Annotated in this window: 22 protein-coding genes; 10 read left to right on the top strand and 12 right to left on the bottom strand. The window is 70.3% G+C overall.

Translation table 11 applies throughout. The features are described 5' to 3' along the window. Positions 1–4: 4 nt before the first annotated feature. The gene (locus P2T62_RS21665; RefSeq protein WP_276259104.1) at positions 5–865 is read right to left on the bottom strand and encodes a sugar phosphate isomerase/epimerase family protein; all 861 of its coding nucleotides are present in this window, start codon (positions 863–865) and stop codon (positions 5–7) included. A gap of 160 nt (positions 866–1,025) precedes the next feature. Between P2T62_RS21665 and P2T62_RS21660 the strand changes: the two genes are divergently transcribed. Then, the gene (locus P2T62_RS21660; RefSeq protein ID WP_276259103.1) at positions 1,026–2,375 is read left to right on the top strand and encodes an MmgE/PrpD family protein; all 1,350 of its coding nucleotides are present in this window, start codon (positions 1,026–1,028) and stop codon (positions 2,373–2,375) included. Positions 2,376–2,401: 26 nt separating this feature from the next. Here the strand turns inward: P2T62_RS21660 and P2T62_RS21655 are convergent, their stop codons facing one another. From P2T62_RS21655 to P2T62_RS21640, 4 genes are all read right to left on the bottom strand, one after another. Next, positions 2,402–3,703: an MFS transporter gene (locus tag P2T62_RS21655; RefSeq protein ID WP_276259102.1), complete on the bottom strand. Its 1,302-nt coding sequence runs from the start codon at positions 3,701–3,703 to the stop codon at positions 2,402–2,404. Beyond that, complete coding sequence (locus P2T62_RS21650) at positions 3,700–4,638, bottom strand: zinc-binding dehydrogenase (protein ID WP_276259101.1); 939 nt, start codon at positions 4,636–4,638, stop codon at positions 3,700–3,702. The genes P2T62_RS21655 and P2T62_RS21650 overlap by 4 nt, the downstream gene beginning before the upstream one ends. Positions 4,639–4,667: 29 nt before the next feature. Further along, positions 4,668–5,093 carry a VOC family protein gene (locus P2T62_RS21645; RefSeq protein ID WP_276259100.1) on the bottom strand — a complete coding sequence of 142 codons (426 nt, stop codon included), beginning with the start codon at positions 5,091–5,093 and terminating at the stop codon, positions 4,668–4,670. A gap of 66 nt (positions 5,094–5,159) precedes the next feature. Then, on the bottom strand, positions 5,160–5,810 hold the full coding sequence (locus P2T62_RS21640; protein ID WP_276259099.1) for a cyclase family protein: 651 nt from the start codon (positions 5,808–5,810) through the stop codon (positions 5,160–5,162). Between the two features lie 128 nt (positions 5,811–5,938). On the opposite strand from P2T62_RS21640, the gene P2T62_RS21635 reads away from it, so the two are divergent. Next, positions 5,939–6,349 carry a cytidine/deoxycytidylate deaminase family protein gene (locus P2T62_RS21635; RefSeq protein ID WP_276259098.1) on the top strand — a complete coding sequence of 137 codons (411 nt, stop codon included), beginning with the start codon at positions 5,939–5,941 and terminating at the stop codon, positions 6,347–6,349. Here the strand turns inward: P2T62_RS21635 and P2T62_RS21630 are convergent. Then, positions 6,346–7,125 carry an SDR family oxidoreductase gene (locus P2T62_RS21630; RefSeq protein ID WP_420028400.1) on the bottom strand — a complete coding sequence of 260 codons (780 nt, stop codon included), beginning with the start codon at positions 7,123–7,125 and terminating at the stop codon, positions 6,346–6,348. The genes P2T62_RS21635 and P2T62_RS21630 overlap by 4 nt on opposite strands. Positions 7,126–7,288: 163 nt before the next feature. Here P2T62_RS21630 and P2T62_RS21625 point away from each other — a divergent pair, with 163 nt between their 5' ends. From P2T62_RS21625 to P2T62_RS21610, 4 genes are all read left to right on the top strand, one after another. After that, positions 7,289–8,623, top strand: coding sequence for an ABC transporter substrate-binding protein (locus tag P2T62_RS21625; protein WP_276259096.1), 1,335 nt, complete (start codon positions 7,289–7,291; stop codon positions 8,621–8,623). A gap of 67 nt (positions 8,624–8,690) precedes the next feature. Beyond that, positions 8,691–9,755, top strand: coding sequence for an ABC transporter ATP-binding protein (locus P2T62_RS21620; RefSeq protein ID WP_276259095.1), 1,065 nt, complete (start codon positions 8,691–8,693; stop codon positions 9,753–9,755). Then, positions 9,755–10,633: an ABC transporter permease gene (locus P2T62_RS21615; protein WP_276259094.1), complete on the top strand. Its 879-nt coding sequence runs from the start codon at positions 9,755–9,757 to the stop codon at positions 10,631–10,633. The genes P2T62_RS21620 and P2T62_RS21615 overlap by 1 nt, the downstream gene beginning before the upstream one ends. Position 10,634: 1 nt before the next feature. After that, positions 10,635–11,423, top strand: coding sequence for an ABC transporter permease (locus P2T62_RS21610; RefSeq protein WP_276259093.1), 789 nt, complete (start codon positions 10,635–10,637; stop codon positions 11,421–11,423). Positions 11,424–11,487: 64 nt separating this feature from the next. Here P2T62_RS21610 and P2T62_RS21605 read toward each other — a convergent pair whose 3' ends face one another. The 3 genes from P2T62_RS21605 to P2T62_RS21595 all read right to left on the bottom strand — a co-directional run bounded on the left by P2T62_RS21605 (position 11,488) and on the right by P2T62_RS21595 (position 14,390). Beyond that, entirely contained in the window at positions 11,488–12,585 is a 1,098-nt protein-coding gene (locus tag P2T62_RS21605) for a zinc-dependent alcohol dehydrogenase (protein ID WP_276259092.1), read from the bottom strand. Then, positions 12,585–12,926 carry a cupin domain-containing protein gene (locus tag P2T62_RS21600; RefSeq protein WP_276259091.1) on the bottom strand — a complete coding sequence of 114 codons (342 nt, stop codon included), beginning with the start codon at positions 12,924–12,926 and terminating at the stop codon, positions 12,585–12,587. Before P2T62_RS21600 ends, P2T62_RS21605 begins: the two co-directional genes overlap by 1 nt. A gap of 117 nt (positions 12,927–13,043) precedes the next feature. Beyond that, positions 13,044–14,390: an MmgE/PrpD family protein gene (locus P2T62_RS21595; RefSeq protein WP_276259090.1), complete on the bottom strand. Its 1,347-nt coding sequence runs from the start codon at positions 14,388–14,390 to the stop codon at positions 13,044–13,046. Between the two features lie 111 nt (positions 14,391–14,501). On the opposite strand from P2T62_RS21595, the gene P2T62_RS21590 reads away from it, so the two are divergent. From P2T62_RS21590 to P2T62_RS21580, 3 genes are all read left to right on the top strand, one after another. Then, a complete protein-coding gene (locus P2T62_RS21590; protein WP_276259089.1) occupies positions 14,502–16,004 on the top strand; it encodes an amidase family protein in 1,503 nt (500 codons plus the stop codon). 101 nt (positions 16,005–16,105) lie between these two features. Continuing rightward, positions 16,106–17,092 carry an aminopeptidase gene (locus tag P2T62_RS21585; RefSeq protein WP_276259088.1) on the top strand — a complete coding sequence of 329 codons (987 nt, stop codon included), beginning with the start codon at positions 16,106–16,108 and terminating at the stop codon, positions 17,090–17,092. 543 nt (positions 17,093–17,635) lie between these two features. Continuing rightward, on the top strand, positions 17,636–18,370 hold the full coding sequence (locus tag P2T62_RS21580; RefSeq protein WP_276259087.1) for an SDR family NAD(P)-dependent oxidoreductase: 735 nt from the start codon (positions 17,636–17,638) through the stop codon (positions 18,368–18,370). 36 nt (positions 18,371–18,406) lie between these two features. Here P2T62_RS21580 and P2T62_RS21575 read toward each other — a convergent pair whose 3' ends face one another. The 3 genes from P2T62_RS21575 to P2T62_RS21565 all read right to left on the bottom strand — a co-directional run bounded on the left by P2T62_RS21575 (position 18,407) and on the right by P2T62_RS21565 (position 20,580). Further along, positions 18,407–19,297, bottom strand: a complete 891-nt coding sequence (locus P2T62_RS21575; RefSeq protein WP_276259086.1) for a CBS domain-containing protein — start codon at positions 19,295–19,297, stop codon at positions 18,407–18,409. Positions 19,298–19,394: 97 nt separating this feature from the next. Beyond that, positions 19,395–20,099, bottom strand: coding sequence for a V-type ATP synthase subunit D (locus P2T62_RS21570; protein ID WP_276259085.1), 705 nt, complete (start codon positions 20,097–20,099; stop codon positions 19,395–19,397). 52 nt (positions 20,100–20,151) lie between these two features. Continuing rightward, positions 20,152–20,580, bottom strand: coding sequence for a DUF5788 family protein (locus P2T62_RS21565; protein ID WP_276259084.1), 429 nt, complete (start codon positions 20,578–20,580; stop codon positions 20,152–20,154). A gap of 99 nt (positions 20,581–20,679) precedes the next feature. Here P2T62_RS21565 and P2T62_RS21560 point away from each other — a divergent pair, with 99 nt between their 5' ends. Continuing rightward, on the top strand, positions 20,680–21,813 hold the full coding sequence (locus tag P2T62_RS21560; protein WP_276259083.1) for a VIT1/CCC1 transporter family protein: 1,134 nt from the start codon (positions 20,680–20,682) through the stop codon (positions 21,811–21,813). Positions 21,814–21,815 lie beyond the last annotated feature (2 nt).

Below are 21,815 nucleotides of genomic sequence, written 5' to 3'. Positions count from 1 at the left end.
GGACTTATACTTTCGGCCGGGAGCCGTCGGCTCCGAACGTCTCCCGGAGGAAGGCGATGCTGTCGCGGGCGATCTCGTCGGTGTCGAGGGTGAACGGCTCGTCCCCGAGGATGTCCGCGTGGACCTCCAGGGAGACGTACCCCTCGTAGTCGACGGCGCGGAGCGTCTCGACGATGGGGCCGTAGTCGACGGTGCCGTGGCGGGGCCCGCGGCCCTCGGTGTTGTCCGCGTGGAAGTGTGCGAGATGCGGGGCCGCCCGGCGGAGGACGTCGGGAATCGGGTCAGCCTCGGCGGCGAGGTGGTAGCCGTCGAGGCAGACCCCGACGTTCGGGTGGTCGACCGCCTCGGCGAACGCGATCGCCTCGTCGGCGGTGGTGACGAAGTCGGTGTGTGGCGGCGAGAGCGGTTCCATGCAGAGCGTGACGCCGGTCTCGCGCAGGGTCTCGAGGAGGTCGGGGTCGGAGAACGAGGCGACCGCGTGCTCCCAGGCGACCGCTTCGTCAACTCCCTCGGGGACGGACCGCTGGTTCGGGGAGCCGAACACCACGATATCGCCCCCGATGGCCGCGCAGCACTCGACCGTCGCCCGGAGGGCGTCGACGGTCCGGTCGCGGACGGCCGGGTCCGGGCTCCCGATGTGCTCGTCGTCGCCCGCCCGGAACACCCGTGGGATGCCAACGACGTCGAGTCCGGCGCTCGCCGCCGCCTTCCGGACGGCCGCCGTCTCCCCGTCGTCGACGGTGCGGACCGAGTCGGTGAACGTCCACGGCGTGACCTCGACCCCGTCGTAGCCCAGCGCGGCGAGGCGGTCGAACGTCTCCGATAGCGGCCGGTCGTAGTGCTCGTTGCACATCGCGAACTGCATGGACCGGGGTTCCACGAGCGAGGCCATAGCTCTCCCGACGCGGCTGGCGGTCGGCGACACTGCTCCCCGACGCGCCCTGGTGTCCCCGGATACTGCGCCCGGCGCCCCCGGAATCCCTGCCGTCGAAAGCTATGTAACCTCCCCTTCGGTAGGTCCGAGTATGTCAGCGACCGAGTCGTTGGTAGCGTTGAGCAGAACCGGCTACGACGAGATCCCCGACGAGGTTCTCGACCGGGCCAAGGCGAGCATCCGTGACGTCCTCGGGGTGGCGATCTACGGGTCCCAGCACGAGGTCGGCGACCGCATCGGCCGGTACGTCGACCGGACGAGTCCCGGCGAGGCGGCGACGGTCCTCGGTCGGGGGACGGCGAGCCCTCCGGGGGCGGCGCTGGCGAACGGCACCTTCGCCCACGCCATCGACTACGACGACACGTTCGAGTCGATGGTGCTCCACCCCAGCGCGCCGGTCTTCCCGGCCGCGCTGGCGGCGGCCGAGGCCGCGGACGCGACCGGCCGTGACCTGCTGACGGGGTACGTCCTCGGTGTCGAGGCGGAGTTCCGAGTCGGCCACAGCGTCTACCCCAGCCACTACGACCACGGCTGGCACCACACCGGCACCATCGGGTCGTTCGGCGCGGCGGCGGCGGCCGCGAGCGTCCTCGACCTCTCACCCGAGGCGACCACGCACGCGTTCGGCATCGTCGCCTCGGGGTCGTCCGCGCTCAAGAAGAACTTCGGGTCGATGACGAAACCGCTCCACCCGGGTCACGCGGCCCAGACCGGGCTCCGGGCCGCGATGCTCGCCGACGAGGGGTTCACCGCCGACGAGGCCATCCTCGACGGGGAGATGGGCTACGGGATGGTGATGTCGCCGGACGGGTCGTACGATCCGACGGTGATCGAGGAGGGGCGGGACTCCTGGGGCGTCCTCGACAACGGGTTCAAGCCGTACCCGTCGGGCGTCATCTCGCACGCGGCGATGGAGGCGATGCGTCGACTCGTGGCCGAGCACGACCTCACCCCGGAGACCGTCGAGCGGGTCACCGTCACGCTGGACGAGGCGGCCTCGGAGATGCTCATCCACGCCCAGCCGGAGAACGAACTGCAGGCGAAGTTCTCCATCGAGTTCTGCCTCGCCGCCGTCATCCGCGAGGGTGACGCCGGCGTCCAGGAGTTCACCGACGAGTACGTCACCGCCCCGGCAACGCGGGCGGTCATCGACCTGGTCGACCGGGACTTCGAGCCCGACCTGTTCGGCGACGAGTTCGCCGGCTACGGCGCCCGCGTCGTCGTCGAGACGACCGACGGCGAGACACACACGACCGAGGAGCGCCGCGCCCCCGGGAGCCCGACGAACCCGCTCCCGGAGGCACGCTGGGAGGCGAAGTTCGACGACTGCGTCGCGCCGGTCCTCGACGAGGACGCGCGGGCGACGCTGCTCGACGCCATCGACGGCCTGGAGGAGGAGGGCTCGCTCGACCGACTGGTCGCGGCGAGTCGGCCCGACTAGTCGGAGTCCTGGAGCGAGCCGGCTACTCAGAGCCCCGGGCCGAGCCGGTTGAGCGCGATGGCCACCGCGGCGGCACCGAGCACAACGACGAACAGGCCGGCCGCCGCCCCCCACCCGAACGCGTCCGCGACGTTCCCCGTCACGGCACTGCCGCTCGCACCCAGCAGGACGTACGTCATCCGGACGGTCCCGAAGTCCGTCCCGCGGTCACCGCGGGCGATGTTGTCCATGAACTTCGACTCGAGCGGGACGACGCTGCTCAGCCCGAGCCCGGCGAGCACGACCCCGCCCGCCAGGAGCCCCGTCGGGCCGCCCGCCACGAGGACCCCGTAGCCGACGGCCGCCACCCCGAACGCCAGCGCGGCGGTCACGTCCCGGCCGATCCGGTCCGAGACCCGCCCGACGGTCGGCTGGGCGACCCCCATCGTGACGAAGAACAGGGAGAACAGCAGGCTGGCCCGGACGGTCCCGGTCTCGTGGTAGCTCCTGAAGAACGTGGGGAGGAACGACAGCGTCGACGAGAAGACGAACGTCTGGATGGACGCGAGTACGACCGTGTACGCCATCACGGGGCGGGTGAGCGTCCCGACGACCCCACGGAGGCTCCCCCGCGAGCTGGCACTTCCCGTGTCGGATTCCCCGTCCGCTCGCTGCTCGGCCTCGTTCGCGGTTCCGTCGGCGTCTGCGTCCGCGGTTCCGTCGGGCTCCCCGTCCGCGTCGTTGCCATCCCCGCTCGGCGCCGGGCGGACCCGCCACGCGAAGAGGAGCCAGACGGGGACCGCGATGGCCGGGGCGAGCAACATGGCGACCCGCCAGCCGGACCTGGCCGCGACGAGGCTGACGGCGACCGGCGTGACCAGTCCGGCCAGCGAGGCCCCGGCGATGTGGAATCCCATGGCCTGGCCGACGTTGGTGAACCGCTTCGAGAGGAGGCTCGCGCCCGACGGGTAGTAGAGGCCGGCGGCGGCCCCCAGCACCACGGCGACCAGGCCGAAGACCGGGAACGTGGGTGCGGCCGCGAGGACGACCCCGCCGACGGCGGTGAGCCCGACCGCTCCGAGAACGACCCGGCGCTCGCCGAACCGGTCGCCGAGGATGCCGCTGGGGTAGTGGGTGAGCGCGTAGGCGATCCACATCCCCGTCAGCGCGAGACCGACGGCGCCGTCGGTGACGCCGAACTCGCCCCTGACCGCGGGGACGACCGGGCTGACGACCAGCCGCGCGACCATCGTGCTGAAGAACGCGAGGACACAGAGCGCGAGGACGGTGTTCCGCTCGGGCCACCAGTCCCGCGCTCCGCGGTCGGCGGCGTGACGGTCGGTCGTCACTCGTCCACAGTGAGGACGAGTTTCCCCTGGAGGCCCCCCGCCTCCAGTTTCCGGTGGGCCGCCCCGACCTCGGAGAGGGGGTGGACGCTGTCGATGACCGGTTCCAGCTGCCCCCGCGCGACCAGCCGCGCGACCGACTCGAGCGTCTCGGCACGCCGCGTGAGCGCCATGAAGTCGACGGCGACGTTCTTCAGCTTCGCGGGCCCGCCCACGTCGCCCGCCTCGCCGACGACGTCGACGATGCGACCCGTCTCGTTCATCACCTCGACCGACCGCTCGAGGGCGTCGCCGCCGACGGTCGAGAACACGACGTCCATCCCGTCGGGGTCGTCGGCCAGTGCCTCGACGAAGTCGGTCTCCCGGTAGTCGATGGCCCGGTCGGCGCCGAGGTCCGCGACGAGGTCGACCGACGCCGGGCCGGTGGTGCAGACGACGCGCGCGCCGGCGGCGGCGGCGATCTGGACGGCCTGTGACCCGACGCCACCGCCGCCGTGGACCAGCACCGTCTCGCCCAGCCGCACGCCCGCCCGGTCGACCAGCGCCTCCCAGGCCGTACACGCGACGACCGGGAGGCTCGCCGCCTCCTCGTGCGAGAGGCTCGGCGGTTTGTGGGCCACGATGTCGGCCCGCTCGACGTGGTACTCCGCGTAGCTCCCCTGCTCGAACAGCTCGGGCGTGTAGAACACCTCGTCACCGGGGTCGAACCGCTCGACCCCCGCGCCGACGGCGTCCACGACGCCGGAGACGTCGTAGCCGAGGACCGCCGGGAGTTCGACGAGTCCCTCGCCCTCGGCCCTGACGCGGGCGTCGAGAGGGTTCACGCTCGTCGCGTGGACCCGGACCCGGACCTCGTTCGGCCCCGGTTCCGGCATCGGGATGTCGCGCGCTTCGAAGGCGTCCGCCGCACCGAACGCTGGGAGAACGTAGGCTCGCATGGCGACTGGTGACTCACTCCCTCCCGACTTCACTCTTTCCCGCCGACCGGTGCCGTCCGCTCGACGAGTTCCGTCTGGAACCCCGCCGTATCGGCCTCCTCGACGAAGACGACCCGGGAGTCACCGACACCGGTCACGGGGTCCTCGGTCTGGAACCGGACGCCCTCGCCCCCGAGGGCGGCCATGGCAGCGTCGATATCGGGGACGCGGTAGGCGAGATGCTGGAACCCGGGGCCGTGCCGCTCGAGGAACGTCTTCGCCGGCCCCTCGCCCGTCGGCTCCAGGAACTCCAGGAAGACGCCGTCGAAGTCGAGGAAGACGGCGTGGATGTTGAACTCGGTCACCGTCTCCTCGTGGACGATTGGGACGCCGAGCCGCTCGAAGAACGTTGCCGCGGTGGCGGCGTCCCAGGTGGGAGCGCCGATGTGGTCGATGGTGGACAGTTCGAGGTCCATACCGGCCGGAGGCGCAGTACCGACTTGTATCTCCGGGTCGGGTGGGGGTGGCCGTCCCGTCGGGGGCTACGGCCCCTCCTCGACGAGGAAGACGCGGGCCGGCGCGCCCTCGCCGCGAGCGAGTTTGATCGGGACGACCCAGGTGGTGAACTCCTCGGGGAGCCCCTCCAGGTCGGCCACGTTCTCGACGATGACGCACCCGTTCTCGCAGAGCGTGAAGTGGTTGGGGTACCCCCGCTCGCCGGAGTCGATGGCGGTGTCGGTGATGAGTCCACGGGCGCCTGACTCGACGACGAACTCGGAGATCTCCGGCGCGTAGTAGGGACTCTCTAGATAGTAGGACTTGTCGTAGATGTGCTCGTCCGCCCAGCCGGTGTGGATGAAGAGGTAGTCCCCCTCCTCGATGGGCGCCGGGAGCGCGTCGCGCACCTCGTCCAGTGTGATCTCCCGTTCCGGTTCGGTCACGTCCCGGACGTCCGCGCGCTTGGTCGGCCGGATGAGCTCCTCGAGTTCGATGTCACCGGCGGGGATGCCGTCGGGGTCGAAGTGGAGCGGCGCGTCCATGTGGGTCCCGACGTGGATGGTCGAGGTGATGTAGTCGCTCTCGTAGCCCTCGGACTCGTCGTTCCGGACGACGCCGCCCTGGCGGAAGCTCGGTAACCCCGGCGGGACGATGGTGTCCTCGTCGACGGGGATACTCAGGTCTCTGATCTGCATACGCGCCTACCGGAGCGCCCGCCGCTAATAAATCTACGTGTGGGCCCGTCTCGCCCCGCCTCGACGGGAACCGGGCCGAACCGGGTCGCCGGGGTAGCTTGATACCGGCGCGGAGCGAACCGTGTCCCATGCGGACCGACCCGCTCACCGACGAGGACGAGGAACTGATCGCCGCCGCGAAGGCCACACTCGCCGACTGTCACGTCGCCGGCCGCCACCGCTGCGCCGCGGCGATGCGGAGCACGACCGGCGAGGTGTACACCAGCATCAACCTCATGACCGGCGGGGTCACCGACGTCCACGCCGAGCCCATCGCGCTGGCGAAGGCCGTCGAGGCCGGCGACCCCGACATCGAGACGAGCGTCGCCGTCATCTACGAGGACGACGACGCGAGCAATCCCGCGGAGGTGGTCGCAGCGTGTGGGGTCTGCCGGGAGCTACTCCACGCGTTCGTCCCCGAGGTGGCGATCATCGTTCCGGGCGAGGACGGGCCGGTCCGGGCGCCGCTGTCGGAGTTGCTCCCCGCGAGCCCGTACTAGCCCGACGTGAACCGACCGCCGTCGACGACCAGCGACTCGCCGTTGACGTAGCTGGAGAGGTCGCTCGCGAGGTAGAGCGCCGCATCGGCCACGTCGCCGGGCGTCCCGAACCGCCCCAGCGGGACGCGCTCGAGGTAGTCGTCCTGTCCGAGTACACCCGAGTCGTCCCGGGCCTGCGCGGTCTCGATGGCGCCCGGGTGGATGGCGTTCACCCGCACTCCCTGTGGGCCGAGGGCGTCGGCCAGCGCGTACGTCAGGAGGCGGACGGCGCCCTTGGAGGCACAGTAGACCACGCGACCGCCCGAACCCTCCAGCCCGGAGACGCTGGAGAGGTTGATGATCGTACCGCCGTCCCGCTCGACCATCCGGGCGGCGGCGACCTGGGCACCGAAGAAGGTCCCCTTGACGTTGACGCCCATCATCCGGTCGAAGGTCGCCTCGTCCGTCTCGAGGAACGGTTGCTGGACGAGCACGCCGGCGTTGTTGACCATGATGTCGACGCCGCCGAACGCCTCGGCCGCCTCGACGGCCCGCTCCACCGCCGACCGGTCGGTCACGTCGCACTCGACGAACGCCGCCTCGGCGTCGGTCGCCGCCCGGATGCGATCGACGGTCGTGGTGCCGCCCTCCCGCGGGCGCTCTCGAACGTCCGCGACCACCACCGCTGCGCCGTGTTCTGCGAACCGGAGTGCGGTCGCTCGGCCGATACCACTCGCCGCTCCCGTGACGACTGCAGTGTCGCCATCGAGCAGAGCATTCACGGTGTTCCCATACATACGACCATCAATAACTTCTCTGTATGGTCGGATATGGATGTGATTCGTCTCGAAGTACTACGAACGGAACCGGGCGGAGGGGTGAACACGAATCTTTATGTGTCGGCGATACGCACGGGTTACCCGAGCGCGGTAAGCGTTAGCTTATCGCGGGCAGAAACCCATGAAAGAATCAGAGAAGCAACAGATGTACTGGCGGTCGATGGGGCGGCGGAAGTTCCTGCGGTACGGTACCGTAGCCGGTGCAGCCGCGCTTGCGGGCTGTACCGGCGATGGCGGTGACGGCGGCGGCGGCGACGGTGGCGACGGCGGCGATGGTGGCGACGGTGGCGGTGGCGGTGACGGCGGTGGCGGCGGGGGTAGCGGGACCGTCACCCTCAACGTCGCGGCGCCGACGATCGGGTTCCCGGCGGAGGACCCCATCGGGAAGACGTTCATGGAGAAGTACGACGTCGAGATGAACCTGAAGTCCATCCCGGCGACGCCGGCGGAGCTGATCCAGCTGTTCGTGGCCGGTGACGGCGAGGAGCAGTTCGACGTCGTCTGGGACAACGGTGGCGGGATGGAGGACCTGCTCGGGAGCCGCGGTGCACTCGCCGAGTTCGATCCGTCGAACATCCCCAACTGGGACAACCGGGACGCGCCGTTCCAGGACGACGGCTACCTGTACGACACGATGACCTACGACGGGAAACTGCTCGGCGCCCCCAGTGCCAGGAACGCCGACAGCATCGCCTACCTCAAGAACGAGATGGACGAGCCCGACTCCTGGGGCGTGGTCTTCGACGACCAGTACCAGGGCCAGACCGCCATCATCGACGACTACGCGAACGTCCCGCACTGGACGGCCCTCTACCTCCGCGAGAACGACCGGTCGGACGTCCACAACGCGGACCTGCTCTCGAACAGCCAGTGGAGCGCCATCAACAACATCGAGGGCAACCAGATCAACAACCTGAACGAGGCCCAGCTGAAGGCCGTCGTCGACTACCTCATCGGGCAGAAGGACATGGGGCAGTTCCGGACCATCTGGCAGTCGTTCGGCAACGTCTCGAACCTGCTCCAGAACGGCGAGGTCGTCGCCTCGTACGCCTACGAGCCGTCCGTCGTGGCACTCCAGTCACAGGGTGTCGAGATCGGCTACCCCGCGATGCGCGAGGGCAACTTCGAGTGGGACGACCACTGGTACATGACCTCGGGTGCGCCCGGACGCGGCCGGGACGAGGGGTTCTACCGCATCGCAGAGTACAGTCTCACGGCGGAGTACGGGGCGACGATGAACGACACCCGCGGGTTCTCGACCGGTGTCCCGGTCGAGGACTGTATGGCGTACGCCGAGGAGAACTGGTCGGAGGAGCGGGTCCAGGCGAACCGCGACCTGTTCGACAAGCGCCAGGCCCGGTTCGACGCCAACGGCGAGGTCCACGCCTGGAACAACCCGAACCCGGACCTCCTCGACACGTACCTCGAGGAGTGGAACCGGTTCCTGAACGCCTGATCCGGGTCCGATTCCCGTTGCAACCATCAATAAATATACATATAGAAACCATGTCCCCTCAACGCACATGCTGGACGTAACAGACCTCACGAAACGCTACGGCGATGTCCTCGCGGTGGACGACGTCACGCTCACCGTCGAGGAGGGCGAGTTCTTCTCCATCGTCGGGCCGAGCGGCTCCGGGAAGTCGACGCTTCTCCGCTGCATCGGCGGCCTCGAGCGGCCCCAGGAGGGGAGCATCGCACTCGACGACGTGAACGTGACCGACCAGAGGGCGTACGAGCGCGACACCTCGACCGTCTTCCAGAACCTCGCGCTGTTCCCCCACATGACCGTGGCGGAGAACATCTCGTACGGGATGAAGCGCCAGGGCGTCGAGAAGGCCGAGCGCGCCAGCCGCACCGAGGAGTACCTCGACCTGGTCGACCTGTCGGGCTACGGTGACCGCGACACGGACCAGCTCTCCGGCGGCGAGCAACAGCGCGTGGCGCTAGCCCGCTCGCTTGCGGTCCGGCCCAAGCTGCTGTTGCTGGACGAGCCGCTCGCCTCCCTGGACCAGCAGCTCCGCGTCCAGCTCCAGAACGAGCTGTACGAGGTCCAGCGCGAGCTCGACCAGACGGCGGTCTACGTCACGCACGACCAGAACGTCGCGCTCTCGATCTCCGACCGGGTCGCGGTGATGAACGAGGGGAACCTCGAACAGGTCGGCGAGCCGTACGAGCTGTACGAGAACCCGGCGACCGAGTTCGTGGCCCGCTTCATCGGCGACTCCTCGCACTTCGAGGGAACGGTCAATAGCGTCGAGAACGGCCACGTCTCGTTCGAGCTCCCGGAGAGCGGCGACGTGGTCACCGGGCGGTCGATGGATTCCATCTCCGAGGGCGCCCGGGTCCGCGGCGTCGTCAAGCTCGAGGACTTCGACCTGGAGCACCCGGAATCCCACCCCAACCAGCTCCGCGGCACGGTCGACCGGGTCGCGTACCGCGGCCAGACCACCAAGTTGCTGCTCGATGTCGAGGGCGGTGGGCTGGTCGAGGTCATCACCTCCGACCTGCACACCTACACGGTCGGCGAGACCATCACGGTCGGCTGGCCGCCGGAGGCCTGTTCCACGTTCGAGGTCGAAGCCTGATGGTCGACCAGAACGCGGTGCGCGGCGGGCTGAAGTACGCCATCTACCGGACCCCACTGGCAGTCATGTTCCTGGGGTTCTACGTCCCGCTGCTCTCGCTGGTCGTCTTCAGTTTCTGGGAGCGCTCCGGGCTGTGGATGGAGCCGGCGTTCACGCTCGCGGCCTACGAGACGCTGTTCAGCACGAACATCGGCCAGCTGGGCCAGTCGCTCACGATGGGACTCACGACCGGGCTCGTCGCGCTGGTGCTCGCGTTCCCGGTCGCCTACCTCGTGAGCTTCATCTCCACGGACTTCCAGCGGATGGTGTTCCTCTCCATCTTCGCGGTCCCGTTCTTCGTCAGTCCGTTCGTCCGCATCCTGCTGCTGGTGCCGATTCTCGGCGCCGACGGCGTGGTCAACACGGCGCTGCTCACGGTCGGCCTCATCGACGAGCCGCTGGGCTTCCTGCTGTTCACCAACTTCTCCGTCCTGATCGGGACCCTCGTCTCGTTCATGCCGTTCGTCATCTTCACGGGCTGGCTCTCGATGGAGATGATCGACGACGAGATGAAGCAGGCCGCCGAGGACCTCGGCGCCCGGCCGCTGACGACCATCCGGACGGTCATCGGCCCGCTGGCGCTCCCGGGCATCCTGGTCGGCGTGCTGTTCGTCATCGCGGCGTCGATGGGTGAGGCCATCTTCCCACGCGTTCTGGGCGGGACCGACGCGGTCTCCATCGGGCTCATGACACAGCGGGCGTTCTCGCAGCTGAACGTCCCCTTCGCGGCCGCGACGACCGTCGTCGCGCTGTCGCTGTACGTCGTCGGGCTCGTGGTCATCACGCGGTACGTGAGCCTGGACGAACTGTTCACCGCCTTCCAGGAGGAGGAGGACTGACATGGCGACGAAATCCGAGGCCGACGCCGAGACCGGCGGCGGGCTGCTCTCGTTCGACATCCCGGGGGTCTGGCGGACCCGGCTGCTGTACGCCTACCTCGCGGTCGTCTTCGCGGCGGTCCTGGCGCCGGTCGTCTACACGATCCCGGCGGCCGCCGGGGCCAACCTGGGTGCGCTCACGCAGGAGCTGTACGTCCACTCCATCGTGAACTCCTTCCAGCTCGGGCTGACCGTGGCGGTCATCGCGACGGTCCTGACCACCGTCGCGGCCCGGTTCTACCGGTACGTCAGGTACAAGAACGCGTACATCCTGTTCATGACGCTCCCGCTGTTCGTCCCCGGGGACACGCACGCCATCTCCGTGGCGGTGTTCGCCCGCGAGGTCGGCATCACCCTGTCGTTCTGGACGGTCGCGGCAGCGCACGTCTTCTACGTCTTCCCGTTCGCGTTCCTGATGGTGCTGGCCACGATGGCCGGCCTGCCACAGAACATCGTCGCCGCGGCCGAGGACCTCGGCGCGAACGAGTTCCGGGCGTTCTGGGACGTCGAACTCCCGATGGTGATGGACGGCGTCATCTCCGGGTTCCTCGTCTCGTTCCTGCTCTCGCTCAACGAGGCCCCCCGCGCGAGCGTCCTCGGGGGACAGTTCGAGACCATCTCCGGCGTCATCCTCTCCATCTACGGGGCCGTCGGGCTCGACCCGACGCTGTACGCGCTGAACGTGTTCATGGTCGCGTTCGCGCTGGTCATCATCTCCGTCATCCTGGTGCTGGTCATCATTCGGAACTGACCGCGCCAGGAATTTGCGCAGCCGGTTCCTCTCGTTCGTCCGTATAGTGCCTCCACGAACGCCGCTAGAGACGGAGCTGTGCCGGGCCGAGTGCGTCGTAGTTCTCCGGGTGGAGGCCGATGTCGACGGCGGTCTCGAACGCCGCGAGCCCGTCGAGTTCGTGGGTCACGTACGACTCGATGTCGGCCCGGTCGTCGGCGACGAGTGCCGCCGCGAGCGTGCCCGTGTCGGCGTTCGGTCCGACCTGCCGGACGCCGCGGGCGGGATTGACCCAGTCGACGTTCCGCAGCCGGAGGTGCCGCGGCGTGAGCGTCAGGTCGCCGACCACGTGGCCGACCTGGACGACGGTCCCGCCGTTGCGGGCCGTCCGGAACGCCCCGGCGAGCGGTCCGTCGCCGTCGGTCCCGTGGGACTGGTCGCCGCCGACGGCCTCGAAGACCACGTCCGCGCCGACCCCGTCGGTCAGTTCGCGGACGGCCGCGACCGGGTCGGACTCGCGGGCGTCGACGGGAACCAGCCCCCGGTCCGCGGCCCGATCCAGCTTCGCCGGCACGACATCGACGGCGACGACGGTGCCCGCGCCGAGCGACAGCGCGAGCTGTCCGCAAGCGTACCCCATCACGCCCGTACCGACCGTACAGACGGTGTCTCCCGGGGAGATATCCGCCTCGAGTGCGCAGAGCAGCGCGCTCGCGAACGGCTGGAGGGCCGCGCACGCGGCGTCCGAGACGCCGTCGGGCACCGCCCGGAGCGGTGCCGCCGGGAGGGCGGCGAACTCGGCCAGTGCCCCCGGGAGGTCGTAGCCGATACCGCGCTTGTCCGGGCAGTACTCCTCGTGGCCCGTCTCGCAGTACCGGCAGGACCCACAGGGCAGCTTCCCGGGGGCGTACACCCGGTCGCCGGCGGCCAGGTCGCCGACCTCGGCTCCGGTCTCGACGACCGTGGCACAGAACTCGTGGCCGAACAGCCGCCCGTCGCCGGCCTCGAGGCGCGCTCGGACGGTCTCGTGGTGGGCGATGGGGTCTCCCTGGTAGAGTCGACACTCGGTGACGCTCAACTGGACCCGGTCGACGGCGACGAGCACCTCGTCTGGGCCGGGGTCGGGCCGCTCGACCTCGCGGACCGTCGACTCGCCGAAGTCGGTACAGACGATGGCCTCCATCAGTCCTCGGCGAACGGTGCGAACTCGCGTGGCGGGCTGAACACGTCGACCCCGAGGACCCGCTCGTCCGTCCGGTTCTCTAGGGCGTGGGGCTCGTCACCCGGGATCGCGTAGCTGTCGCCGGGTTCCAGCGTCACCTCGCCGTCGTCGGTCACGAACGTCGGGCGGCCCTGCACGATGTACCCGACCTGCTCGTGAGGGTGGTCGTGGCGCGGGACCGAGCCACCGGGCCCGATCTCGAACTGCAGGACGTTCATCCGCTCGCCCTCGGCCAGCTTCGTGTTGTGGACGTCCGGGACGACCTCCTCCGCACGTGCCTCTGTACCGCGACGGATCTCCATACGCCCCGCGGGCGCGGGGTCGTGCTAAGTGTTGTGGTGCGAGAACACGGCACATGGGCGAATCAGGACTCGCCGCGGGAACGGGCGTGTCGGCACTCGCCGAGGTCGCCGGGCGGCTCAGAACTCGTCGAGGAGTGTCGCCGTCGACCCGACCGACCTGAGGTCGTCCAGGGCCGCCCACGTCCGCTCGACGGCCGGCTCGGGGAGCGCGCGGCGGGCGCAGGTCTCGTACTTCTCGCGGAGTTCCGCACGGTCGAGCGGGTCCTCGTGGGTCCCCGGCGGGTCGGTCCGGGTCCGCTCGTGGACCGCGCCGGCCGTCTCGATGCGCATGTGGGACTCGTGGGCGTCGTAGTGGAGGTCCGGGTCGGCCTCGTAGGTGACCCGCTTCCGGACGGCATCGACCGCCGGGTCCGTCCACGCGTCGTCCTCGAAGGCCGCGAGCCCGGCCTCGCCCCGGACCAGCCCGGCCGCGACCGTGTACGAGAGCGAGAACTTCGCCTCCAGCCCGGTCGTGGGGTCGTCGTGGGCGAGCGCGTCGAGGGCACCCTGCGAGGCCCGGACGTGGACGCGCTCGATATCTCCTGGCGCCAGGTCGTGGGTGGCCGCCAGGTCGACGGCGTTGGCGATGCTGGTGTGGGTGAAGTAGCAGGAGGGGTACTTCTTCACGTGGACGCCGTCCTCGAGCAGCGCCCAGCGGTCCGGCGGGAGCGGCGCCGGGTCCCCGACCCCGTCGGAACCGGCGTAGAGGTCCCAGAACCCGCGGTCGCCGCCGATGGTCGTGGCGTCGGCGGTGAACCCCTCGGCGGCGAGGGTCGCGGCGGTGACGCCCGCCCGGACGGCGCCGCCGACGTGGAGGGGCTTGGTCATCGACCCGAAGTTCCGCTTGAGGCCGGCGGCGAACGAGGCGGCGGTGTTCAGGGCGTGGCGCGTCTCCGGTTCGGTCGCGCCGAGGAGCCGCGCCGCGACGGCGGCGGCGCCGAACACGCCGAACGTCGAGGTCGCGTGCCAGCCGCGCTCGTAGTGGCCGGGGCTGATGGCCGAGGCGAGGTGGCACTCCGTCTCGAACCCCGCGACGAACGCCGTCAGCAGCTCCCGGCCGGTGGCGTCGACCGTCTCCCCGACGGCGAGCGCCGGCGCCACCAGCGTCACGCTCGGGTGGCCGTCCATCCCCCAGGAGACGTCGTCGAAGTCGAGTCCGTGGCCGGCGGTCCCGTTGGCGAGGAGGGCCGCCGACCGCGGGGCCGTCCCCTCGCGGCCGAGGAGCGTCGCCGGCCCCGAGCCGTCGGCCCGTGCGAGGGCGTGGGCGGCGGCACCGGCGCCCTCCTGGGCGCCGGCGAGCGTCACGCCCACGGTGTCGACGAAACAGCGCTCGGCCAGTCGCACCGCCCGGTCGGGCAGGGCGGCGTACTGCAGTTCGGTGAGGAACGACGCCAGGGCTGCGGACGGCGTGGTTTCCGACGGCATACCCGAACGACCGGCCGCGGCGACAAATAGCTATCTCCCGGGGGTAGCGGCGCCCACGAACCCAGTGGGGGCTCGGTCAGCTTTATATGGCAACCAGTCCCATCCCGGCGCATGCGACGAACCACGAGGCTGCTCTCCGAGGACGACCTGCTGTCGCTCGCCGAGGAGTGGGGGATCGACGTGGACGAACGCGAGGCGGCCGACCTCGTCGAGCGGGTGAACCGTCGGTTGCGCCCGCTCGACGAGGTGTACGACGTCCGACTCGACCCGCCCGGGACGACCGGTGACCGGTCCTGGCGCGAGCCCACGGCCGAGGAGGACCCGTACAACGCGCTGGTCACCGTCTGCTCGGTCCCGCCCACCGACGACGGGCCGCTGTCGGACCTGGCGGTCGGGCTGAAGGACAACATCGCCGTGGCGGGCGTGCCGATGCAGTGCGGGTCCGCCGTGATGGAGGGGTTCGTCCCGAACGAGGACGCGACGGTCGTCGACCGCCTCCGGGCCGGCGGCGCCACCATCGCCGCCAAATGCAACCTCGACGAGTTCGCCGGCGGCGGCCGCGGCGTCGCGGTCGACGGGCGCATCAGCCACCCCGACGACACGGACCGGTTCCCCGGCGGCTCCTCCGGCGGCTCGGCGGCAGCCGTCCTCGCGGAGCAGGTCGACGTGGCCCTCGGGACGGACACCGGGGGCTCCGTCCGCGTCCCCGCCGCGCTCTGTGGCCTCGTCGGCGTGAAACCGACCTACGGCGTCGTCCCCATCGACGGGGTGATGGAGAACACGTACTCGCTGGACCACGTCGGCGTCATCTCGCGGACGGTCGAGACGGCGGCGGCGACGCTGGACGCGCTGGCCGGGAAGACCGAACGCGACCCGGCCAGCATGGCCGCGGCCGGACACGACGACTACACGGTCGGCGGGTACGCCGCGGCGGCCGAGGACCCCGTTCCGCTCGAGGAGCTGACCGTCGTCCGCCTGACGGAGGCGTTCGAGGGGAGCGCTCCGTCGGTCGCCGCCCACGTCGACGACGCCCTCGATTCGCTTGCGGACGCGGGCGCGACCGTGACCGAGGTGTCGCTGCCCGCGTTCGACCGGGTGGACACCATCAAGGGCTGTGTCACCTACCCCGAACTCGCGCAGTACTGGCGGGACGGGGGGGTACCGCTCCGGCGCGGCGGTGGCGGCGAGTCGCGCGACCAGGTCGGGTTCGCCCGGCGCGCCGAGGCAGCTAGCGGCGAACTCAACTCGTTCTACCGCGGGCGGATCCTCGCCGGTGCGCGGCTGCTCACCGCCCACGGCGGCCGGCACTACTCCCGGGCCCTGGCGGCCCGCCGGGAACTCCGCGAGCGGGTGGCCGACGCGCTCGACGGGGCCGAAGCCGCCGCCGTCGTCGCGCCGACCGTGCCCATCGTCGCCCCGCGCCACGAGGACGCCGGCGACCTCGACTACGGCATCACCGGAAACACCCGTATCGCGAACGTCACCGAGCAGCCCGGGCTCACGGTCCCCTGCGGCACCGTCGACGAGCTCCCCGTCGGCCTCCACCTGCTCGGGCGGCGGTTCGACGAGCGACGGCTGTTCCGGGTCGCGGCGGGACTCGAACCGGTGCTGTGAGCGGGTGGGCTCTCGCCTCGCTGTCGCTGCGAGTCGCTGCCCCGCCCCCCGGCTCCCGGCGGGACGAAACTATTTGACGCCCCCCGCCCCATCGACGCTCGATGATCGAACTGGAGCTGAGCAGCGTCGCACAGCGCATCGTCTCGCAACTCGCCGCCGTCGAGCCCGACGAGGAGGTCCTCGTCCTGACCGACGGCCGGAAGGGGCCGGTGGCGATGTCGCTGGCGACCGCCGTCCGCGGCGTCGGCGCGTCGGCGAACCTGCTCGTCATGCCCGAGACCGAGGCGCACGGGAACGAGCCGCCCGCGGTCGCCGCCGAGGCGCTCAAGACCGCCGACGTGGCGTTCACCGCGACGACACACTCCATCACGCATACGCACGCCCGCCTCGCCGCGGCCGACGCCGGGACGCGGATCGTCATCCTCCGCGGGGTCGACGAGGAGCTCATGCTGGACGGCGGCATCAACACCGACTACGAGTGGCTCGCCGAGGCGACCGGCGCCGTCCGGGACGTGCTCGACGCCGCCTCCGAGGCGCGCGTCACGAGCCCGGCGGGGACCGACGTGTGGATGGACCTGACCGACCGACCGGCGTTCTCGCTCGACGGGCTCTTCCACGACTACGGCTTCTCCGCGCTCCCGCCGGGCGAGTCGCCGACCTCGCCCGCCGAGGGGACCGCCGAAGGCACCGTCGTCATCGACTACTCGATGGACAACATCGGGCTGCTGGACGACCCCATCGAACTCGAGTTCACGGACGGGTTCGTCTCCGAGGTCCGCGGCGGGACCGAGGCCGACCGCCTCCGCGAGATCATGGACGGCCACGAGAACGCCGGCAACATGGCCGAGTTCGCCATCGGGACGAACCCCGACGCCCGCCTCGTCGGCAACCTCGCCGAGGACAAGAAGAAACTCGGCACCGTCCACTTCGCCATCGGCGACAACGAGAGCCTCGGCGGGACGACCCAGTGCGACATCCACCTCGACGGCGTGGTGCTGGACCCGACCGTGACCCTGGACGACGAGGCGGTCATCACGGAGGGCGAGGTCCACCTCGACCGCATCCGGGCCCTCGCCGACGAACTGTGACCCGACGCGGCCTCCGATGTGCCGCGGCGTGCCCGGTGTGCGCTCCCGGTCGCGACTGACCTCCCTGCCCGGGCGTCCGTCCGCTCCAGCGGTGGCAGGTCCGCCGGACACCGGATTCGGAACTGGGTACTACATCTTCGAAATGGGGCTAATAGTAATTTATGGGTCTTATTTGGCATCTAATAATGGTTTCTGAAGGCTAATGGGGATAGCAAGCTCGTAGGAGAATAAGTAAGAATATTACGAACTTATATATTGGATATAAATATATATTAACATTTATCAATCCGGTTCTGGTAGATTACTCTGGAAAACTCGTCTAAAATGGGCTTAAATGTAAATAATTGCTCGAATAATATTTCTAAGCTGTTCATTTTCGATTTATATTTCTCCACCGGCTGTCCCCGTGCGGTCACGGGCGCTCCGCCGGGTGCCAATCGCGGTCGCGACGCCGGGTCCCACGGCGGAGCGGTACGGGCCGTCGCTCCCGGCACCGGGTCGGTCCACCCACACACTCATCCTGCCGGTGGGCGATGGGCGACCATGGACCGACTCGACGGCGAACGGATCGTGGTCACGGGTGCGAGCGCGGGACTGGGCCGGCAGATGGCGCTGCGTTACAGCGACGAGGGCGCGCGGGTCGCGCTGTCCTCGCGCAGTGAGGACGACCTGGCGGCCGTGGCGGCCGAGGCCGCGGGCGAGACGCTCGTCCTGCCCACGGACGTGACCGACCCCGAGCAGGTCGCGAGCACGGTCGATGCGGTCGTCGACGCCTGGGATGGCGTGGACACGCTGGTCAACAACGCCGGCATCGGGCTTCTGAGCCTCTACGGCGAGGGGCGGCCGCTCCACGAGATCGATGCCGAGGACTGGCGGCGCATCATCGACGTGAACCTCCACGGCGTCTTCCACTGCACGAAGGCGGTCGTCCCGCACATGCTCGACGCGGGCCGAGGGAACCTCATCAACATCTCCTCGGGGCTGGGCCGGTACGCCGCCCCGGGCTACGCGCCGTACAACACCTCCAAACACGGCCTGGAGGGGCTGAACAAGACGCTCGCGCTGGACTACGAGGACACGGGCATCAACAGCAACTGCCTCGACCCTGGCGGTCGGGTCGCGACGGGGTTCTGGGACCACCTGCCCGCCGACGAGCAGGCCGAGATCCTGCCCGCGGACGTGATGAACGAGGCCGCAGTGTTGCTGGCCGAACAGGGGCCGGACGGCGTCTCCGGGGAGTCGATGCCGGCCGAGGAGTGGGAGGCACGGCTGGGCTGAGGCGCCGTCCGGCAACAGCCCGGACGACCGGCGGGGTCAGGTCTCGGCCGACGCCTCCGCCGGGGCCGCCTCGTCGGTCGGGAGCGGGTCCACGAGGACGACTGCCTCCCCGACGAGTACCTGCTCCCCGGACTCGTCCTCGCCCGTCGTCGAGAGCCGGTACCGGCCGTGCCCGAGGTCCTGGATGACCTCGCACTCGACCCGGACCCGGTCGCCAATGTCGACGGGGGCGAGGAATCGGACGTCCTGCGAGAGGTAGATGACGAGCCCCGGGAGGCGCGCGAGCGCCGCGCTGAAGAGGCTCGCGGCGAGCATCCCGTGGACGATGCGGCGGCCGAACCGCGTCCCCTCGGCGAACGACGCGTCGAGATGGACGGGGTTCTCGTCGCCGCTGATGCGGGCGAACGCCTCGATATCGGCCTCGTCCACGACCTTCGAGAACCGGACCCGGTCGCCGACGGTGAGGCCTTCCGCTCCCTCGTCCTGGTACTCGTAGTGCCAGTCCTCGCGGTCGGCGTCGGGGTGTGCCTCGACCTGCCGGAGGACGCACTGCGGGAGGTAGGCCGACAGCTCGGCCACGGAGACGAGGCCGGCTAGCCGCTCACCCTCCAGCACCGGGAGCTGGTCGATGCCGGCGTCCCGGAGCGTCGCGGACACCTCGACGATGGGGGCCTCGATGTCGACGGTCCGCACCGGCGCCGTCATGCAGTCGGCCACCGAATGCTCGGCGACGGACCCGCCCGAGGCCAGGAGGTCGACGAGGTCCGAGTCGGTGAGGATGCCGACCACCGCACCCTCGGACTCGACGACGACCGAGCCGATGTTACGGGTTCGGAACTGCTCGATGGCCTCGCTCACCGGTGCCTCCGGCGGGACCGTCACGACGTCGTGGACCATCACCTCTCGAACGGGGACTGGAACGACCATGAGGGGGAATCGGACCGCCAGGCGCTTAGTCGTCGCGCCGATGTCGGCCTCCCCGGAGTCGCCTTGCGGGGCCCGCGGCTGGCCGAGCGCTACGCGGCTAGTCGCCGCGCCGTCCGTCCGGCTGCTCGTCCCCGCCCGCCCGCCGTCGCTGCAGGCGTCCCCGCCCGCGTCGTCGCTGTGTTCCCCCGCCACCGCTCTTGAACCACTTCTGCCGGACCCGCTCGTCGCGTTCGCGCTCCGCGAGGTGGCGACGGATGTACGACGCTTCCGCACGGAGGTCCGGCAGTACCGCCTTCTCGAGGGCGTTGACCCGGTGTCTGGTGGTTCCGATCTCGTCGAGGAGTATCCGGAGCGCCGTCGCGACCTCGGCCGCGACGACGACCTGCTCAAGCAGCGCCTCGTAGGCGTCGACGACCTCGTCGACGACGGGGCTGGTGCCCACGAGCCCGTACCCGTGTTCGGTGATGTCGACCGTGATGTCGCGGGGCTCGAACAGCGGCACCCTGACACCCATCAGGTTCTTCGATGCCGTGGTCATGGTGGGGTGGTGCTTGCGAGCCCGGGCGATTCCCCTGAGCTCGATATCGCCCTCCACGGCGCGGACGTGGTCGAGTTCGGACTGGGCCGTCGCGTAGGCCTTGTCGAGGTCGCTGCGGGTGGACTCGTACTGGTCGAGGACATCCCCGAACTCGAAGACGAGGGCCTCCAGCTTGCGCTCCAGTACGTCGCGGCCCCGCTCGGCGAACTCGATCCGGTCCTCGAGCCGGTGGAGGGTCTGCCGCGTCGGCGTGGTGGGCCGCATCGGTCGATGTATCGGCTCCCAGTGGCATCATCCCTTCCCAGGCCGGCCCCGCTCACTCCCGGAGCTGCCGGAGGAATGCCACCCAGGACCGGTCCTCGGCCAGTCGTTCGGCGCGTCGTTCGGTCCCGGGCGAGGCCGGTCGGAGGTCGGTGAGCGCCGCGATGGCCCGGTCGATGCCGACGATGGAGTCGGCCAGCGCCGTCGCCTCGGCGACCGTGAGCCGGTCGTGTTCGAGCCGGTCCTTGCGCACCGCTCGTTCGCCGCGGAGCGTCTCTAGGACGGCGCGGACGTGGTCGCGTTGCTCCGGCGGAACCGTGTCCCGGGCCGTGGTCTCGCGGACGAACGCGCGCAGGGCTACCTCGGTGTCCCCGATGGTGACCGTCTCCGGCACCCGGCTCCCGACGACCGCGCCCTTGCGCTCGACCCGAGTCAGCAGGTCCTCGCGGTGGCCGTCGTCGAGGGGTGTCTCGTCCCCGCTCATACGTGCTACGTCGGGCCGCGTGCGGGAAGCCGTTGTGCCGCGGGGGCGGGCGGACACGTACCGTTATCGTCCCTCGTGTCGAACCTCAGCCGGTCGACGATGCCGGGCGAACACGACGACATCGCGCGCTATCGGCGCAACCGCCAGGACGAGGTCGACAGCGCCACGGTGTACGAGGCGATGGCGGACGCGGAGTCACAGCCACAGCTGGCGGACGTCTACCGCCGGCTGGCCGCGACCGAGCGCGAGCACGCGGCGTTCTGGGCCGAGCGGCTCCGCGAAGCTGGCGCGACCGTCACCGAGGCGGCCCCCTCGTGGCGGGCACGGGTCCTCGCGTGGCTCGCCCGCCGCTTCGGGGCCACGCTCGTCGTCGCCACGATGCGGGCCGGCGAGGCGACGGGTGGCGACGGCTACACCGCCCAGCCCGAGGTCGAGGGGACCGGGATGGTCGCCGACGAACGCTCGCACGACCGCCTGCTCGCGGCCATCGAGACCGCTCCCGGACGGGGTGTGGAGGGGAGCGTGCTCGCCCGCCTGGAGGGTCGGCACCGGGCCGCGAGTGGGAACGCCCTCCGGGCGGCCGTCCTCGGTGCGAACGACGGCCTCGTCTCGAACCTGAGCCTCGTGATGGGGGTCGCCGGTGCCGCACTCGACGCGACGGTCATCCTCGTCACGGGCCTCGCGGGCCTGCTGGCGGGCGCGGGGTCGATGGCGATGGGCGAGTGGCTCTCCGTCCAGAGCTCGCGTGAACTGTACCAGCGGCAGCTCGGTATCGAGGCGGCCGAACTCGCCGAGGTCCCCGAGGAGGAGCGGCGGGAACTGGCGCTCATCTACGAGGCGAAGGGGCTCCCGCCCGAGCAGGCCGCCACCCTCGCCGAGCGGCTCGTGGCCGACGATGCGACCGCACTGGACACGCTGGCCCGCGAGGAGCTGGGTATCGACCCAGAGGAACTGGGTGGGTCGGCGTGGGAGGCGGCCGGCACCTCGTTCCTGCTGTTCGCACTCGGGGCCATCGTGCCGGTCCTCCCCTTCTTCGCCCTGTCGGGGCTCGTCGCCGTCGGGACGAGCCTGCTCCTGAGTGCCCTCGGGCTGTTCGTCGTCGGCGCGGGTATCACTGTCCTGACTGGCCGGAGCGCCCTCTACTCGGGTGCCCGGCAGGTCGGTATCGGGCTCGTCGCCGCCCTCCTCACCTACGGTGTCGGGAGCCTCATCGGCGTGACCCTCGTGGGATGAGC

It is taken from the genome of Haloglomus litoreum (assembly GCF_029338515.1).
Lineage (GTDB): Archaea > Halobacteriota > Halobacteria > Halobacteriales > Haloarculaceae > Haloglomus > Haloglomus litoreum.
Note: the sequence above shows the minus strand (reverse complement) of the source record. Positions and strands in the feature narration are given on the sequence as shown.

Excerpts from the sequence above, each read along its gene's own strand:
- P2T62_RS21665 (WP_276259104.1), bottom strand. The coding sequence starts at position 865 with ATGCAGTTCGCGATGTGCAACGAGCACTACGACCGGCCGCTATCGGAG.
- P2T62_RS21660 (WP_276259103.1), top strand. The coding sequence starts at position 1,026 with ATGTCAGCGACCGAGTCGTTGGTAGCGTTGAGCAGAACCGGCTACGAC.
- P2T62_RS21650 (WP_276259101.1), bottom strand. The coding sequence starts at position 4,638 with ATGCGAGCCTACGTTCTCCCAGCGTTCGGTGCGGCGGACGCCTTCGAA.
- P2T62_RS21645 (WP_276259100.1), bottom strand. The coding sequence starts at position 5,093 with ATGGACCTCGAACTGTCCACCATCGACCACATCGGCGCTCCCACCTGG.
- P2T62_RS21640 (WP_276259099.1), bottom strand. The coding sequence starts at position 5,810 with ATGCAGATCAGAGACCTGAGTATCCCCGTCGACGAGGACACCATCGTC.
- P2T62_RS21635 (WP_276259098.1), top strand. The coding sequence starts at position 5,939 with ATGCGGACCGACCCGCTCACCGACGAGGACGAGGAACTGATCGCCGCC.
- P2T62_RS21630 (WP_420028400.1), bottom strand. The coding sequence starts at position 7,125 with ATGTATGGGAACACCGTGAATGCTCTGCTCGATGGCGACACTGCAGTC.
- P2T62_RS21625 (WP_276259096.1), top strand. The coding sequence starts at position 7,289 with ATGAAAGAATCAGAGAAGCAACAGATGTACTGGCGGTCGATGGGGCGG.
- P2T62_RS21620 (WP_276259095.1), top strand. The coding sequence starts at position 8,691 with ATGCTGGACGTAACAGACCTCACGAAACGCTACGGCGATGTCCTCGCG.
- P2T62_RS21615 (WP_276259094.1), top strand. The coding sequence starts at position 9,755 with ATGGTCGACCAGAACGCGGTGCGCGGCGGGCTGAAGTACGCCATCTAC.
- P2T62_RS21610 (WP_276259093.1), top strand. The coding sequence starts at position 10,635 with ATGGCGACGAAATCCGAGGCCGACGCCGAGACCGGCGGCGGGCTGCTC.
- P2T62_RS21605 (WP_276259092.1), bottom strand. The coding sequence starts at position 12,585 with ATGGAGGCCATCGTCTGTACCGACTTCGGCGAGTCGACGGTCCGCGAG.
- P2T62_RS21600 (WP_276259091.1), bottom strand. The coding sequence starts at position 12,926 with ATGGAGATCCGTCGCGGTACAGAGGCACGTGCGGAGGAGGTCGTCCCG.
- P2T62_RS21595 (WP_276259090.1), bottom strand. The coding sequence starts at position 14,390 with ATGCCGTCGGAAACCACGCCGTCCGCAGCCCTGGCGTCGTTCCTCACC.
- P2T62_RS21590 (WP_276259089.1), top strand. The coding sequence starts at position 14,502 with ATGCGACGAACCACGAGGCTGCTCTCCGAGGACGACCTGCTGTCGCTC.
- P2T62_RS21585 (WP_276259088.1), top strand. The coding sequence starts at position 16,106 with ATGATCGAACTGGAGCTGAGCAGCGTCGCACAGCGCATCGTCTCGCAA.
- P2T62_RS21580 (WP_276259087.1), top strand. The coding sequence starts at position 17,636 with ATGGACCGACTCGACGGCGAACGGATCGTGGTCACGGGTGCGAGCGCG.
- P2T62_RS21575 (WP_276259086.1), bottom strand. The coding sequence starts at position 19,297 with ATGGTCGTTCCAGTCCCCGTTCGAGAGGTGATGGTCCACGACGTCGTG.
- P2T62_RS21570 (WP_276259085.1), bottom strand. The coding sequence starts at position 20,099 with ATGCGGCCCACCACGCCGACGCGGCAGACCCTCCACCGGCTCGAGGAC.
- P2T62_RS21565 (WP_276259084.1), bottom strand. The coding sequence starts at position 20,580 with ATGAGCGGGGACGAGACACCCCTCGACGACGGCCACCGCGAGGACCTG.
- P2T62_RS21560 (WP_276259083.1), top strand. The coding sequence starts at position 20,680 with ATGCCGGGCGAACACGACGACATCGCGCGCTATCGGCGCAACCGCCAG.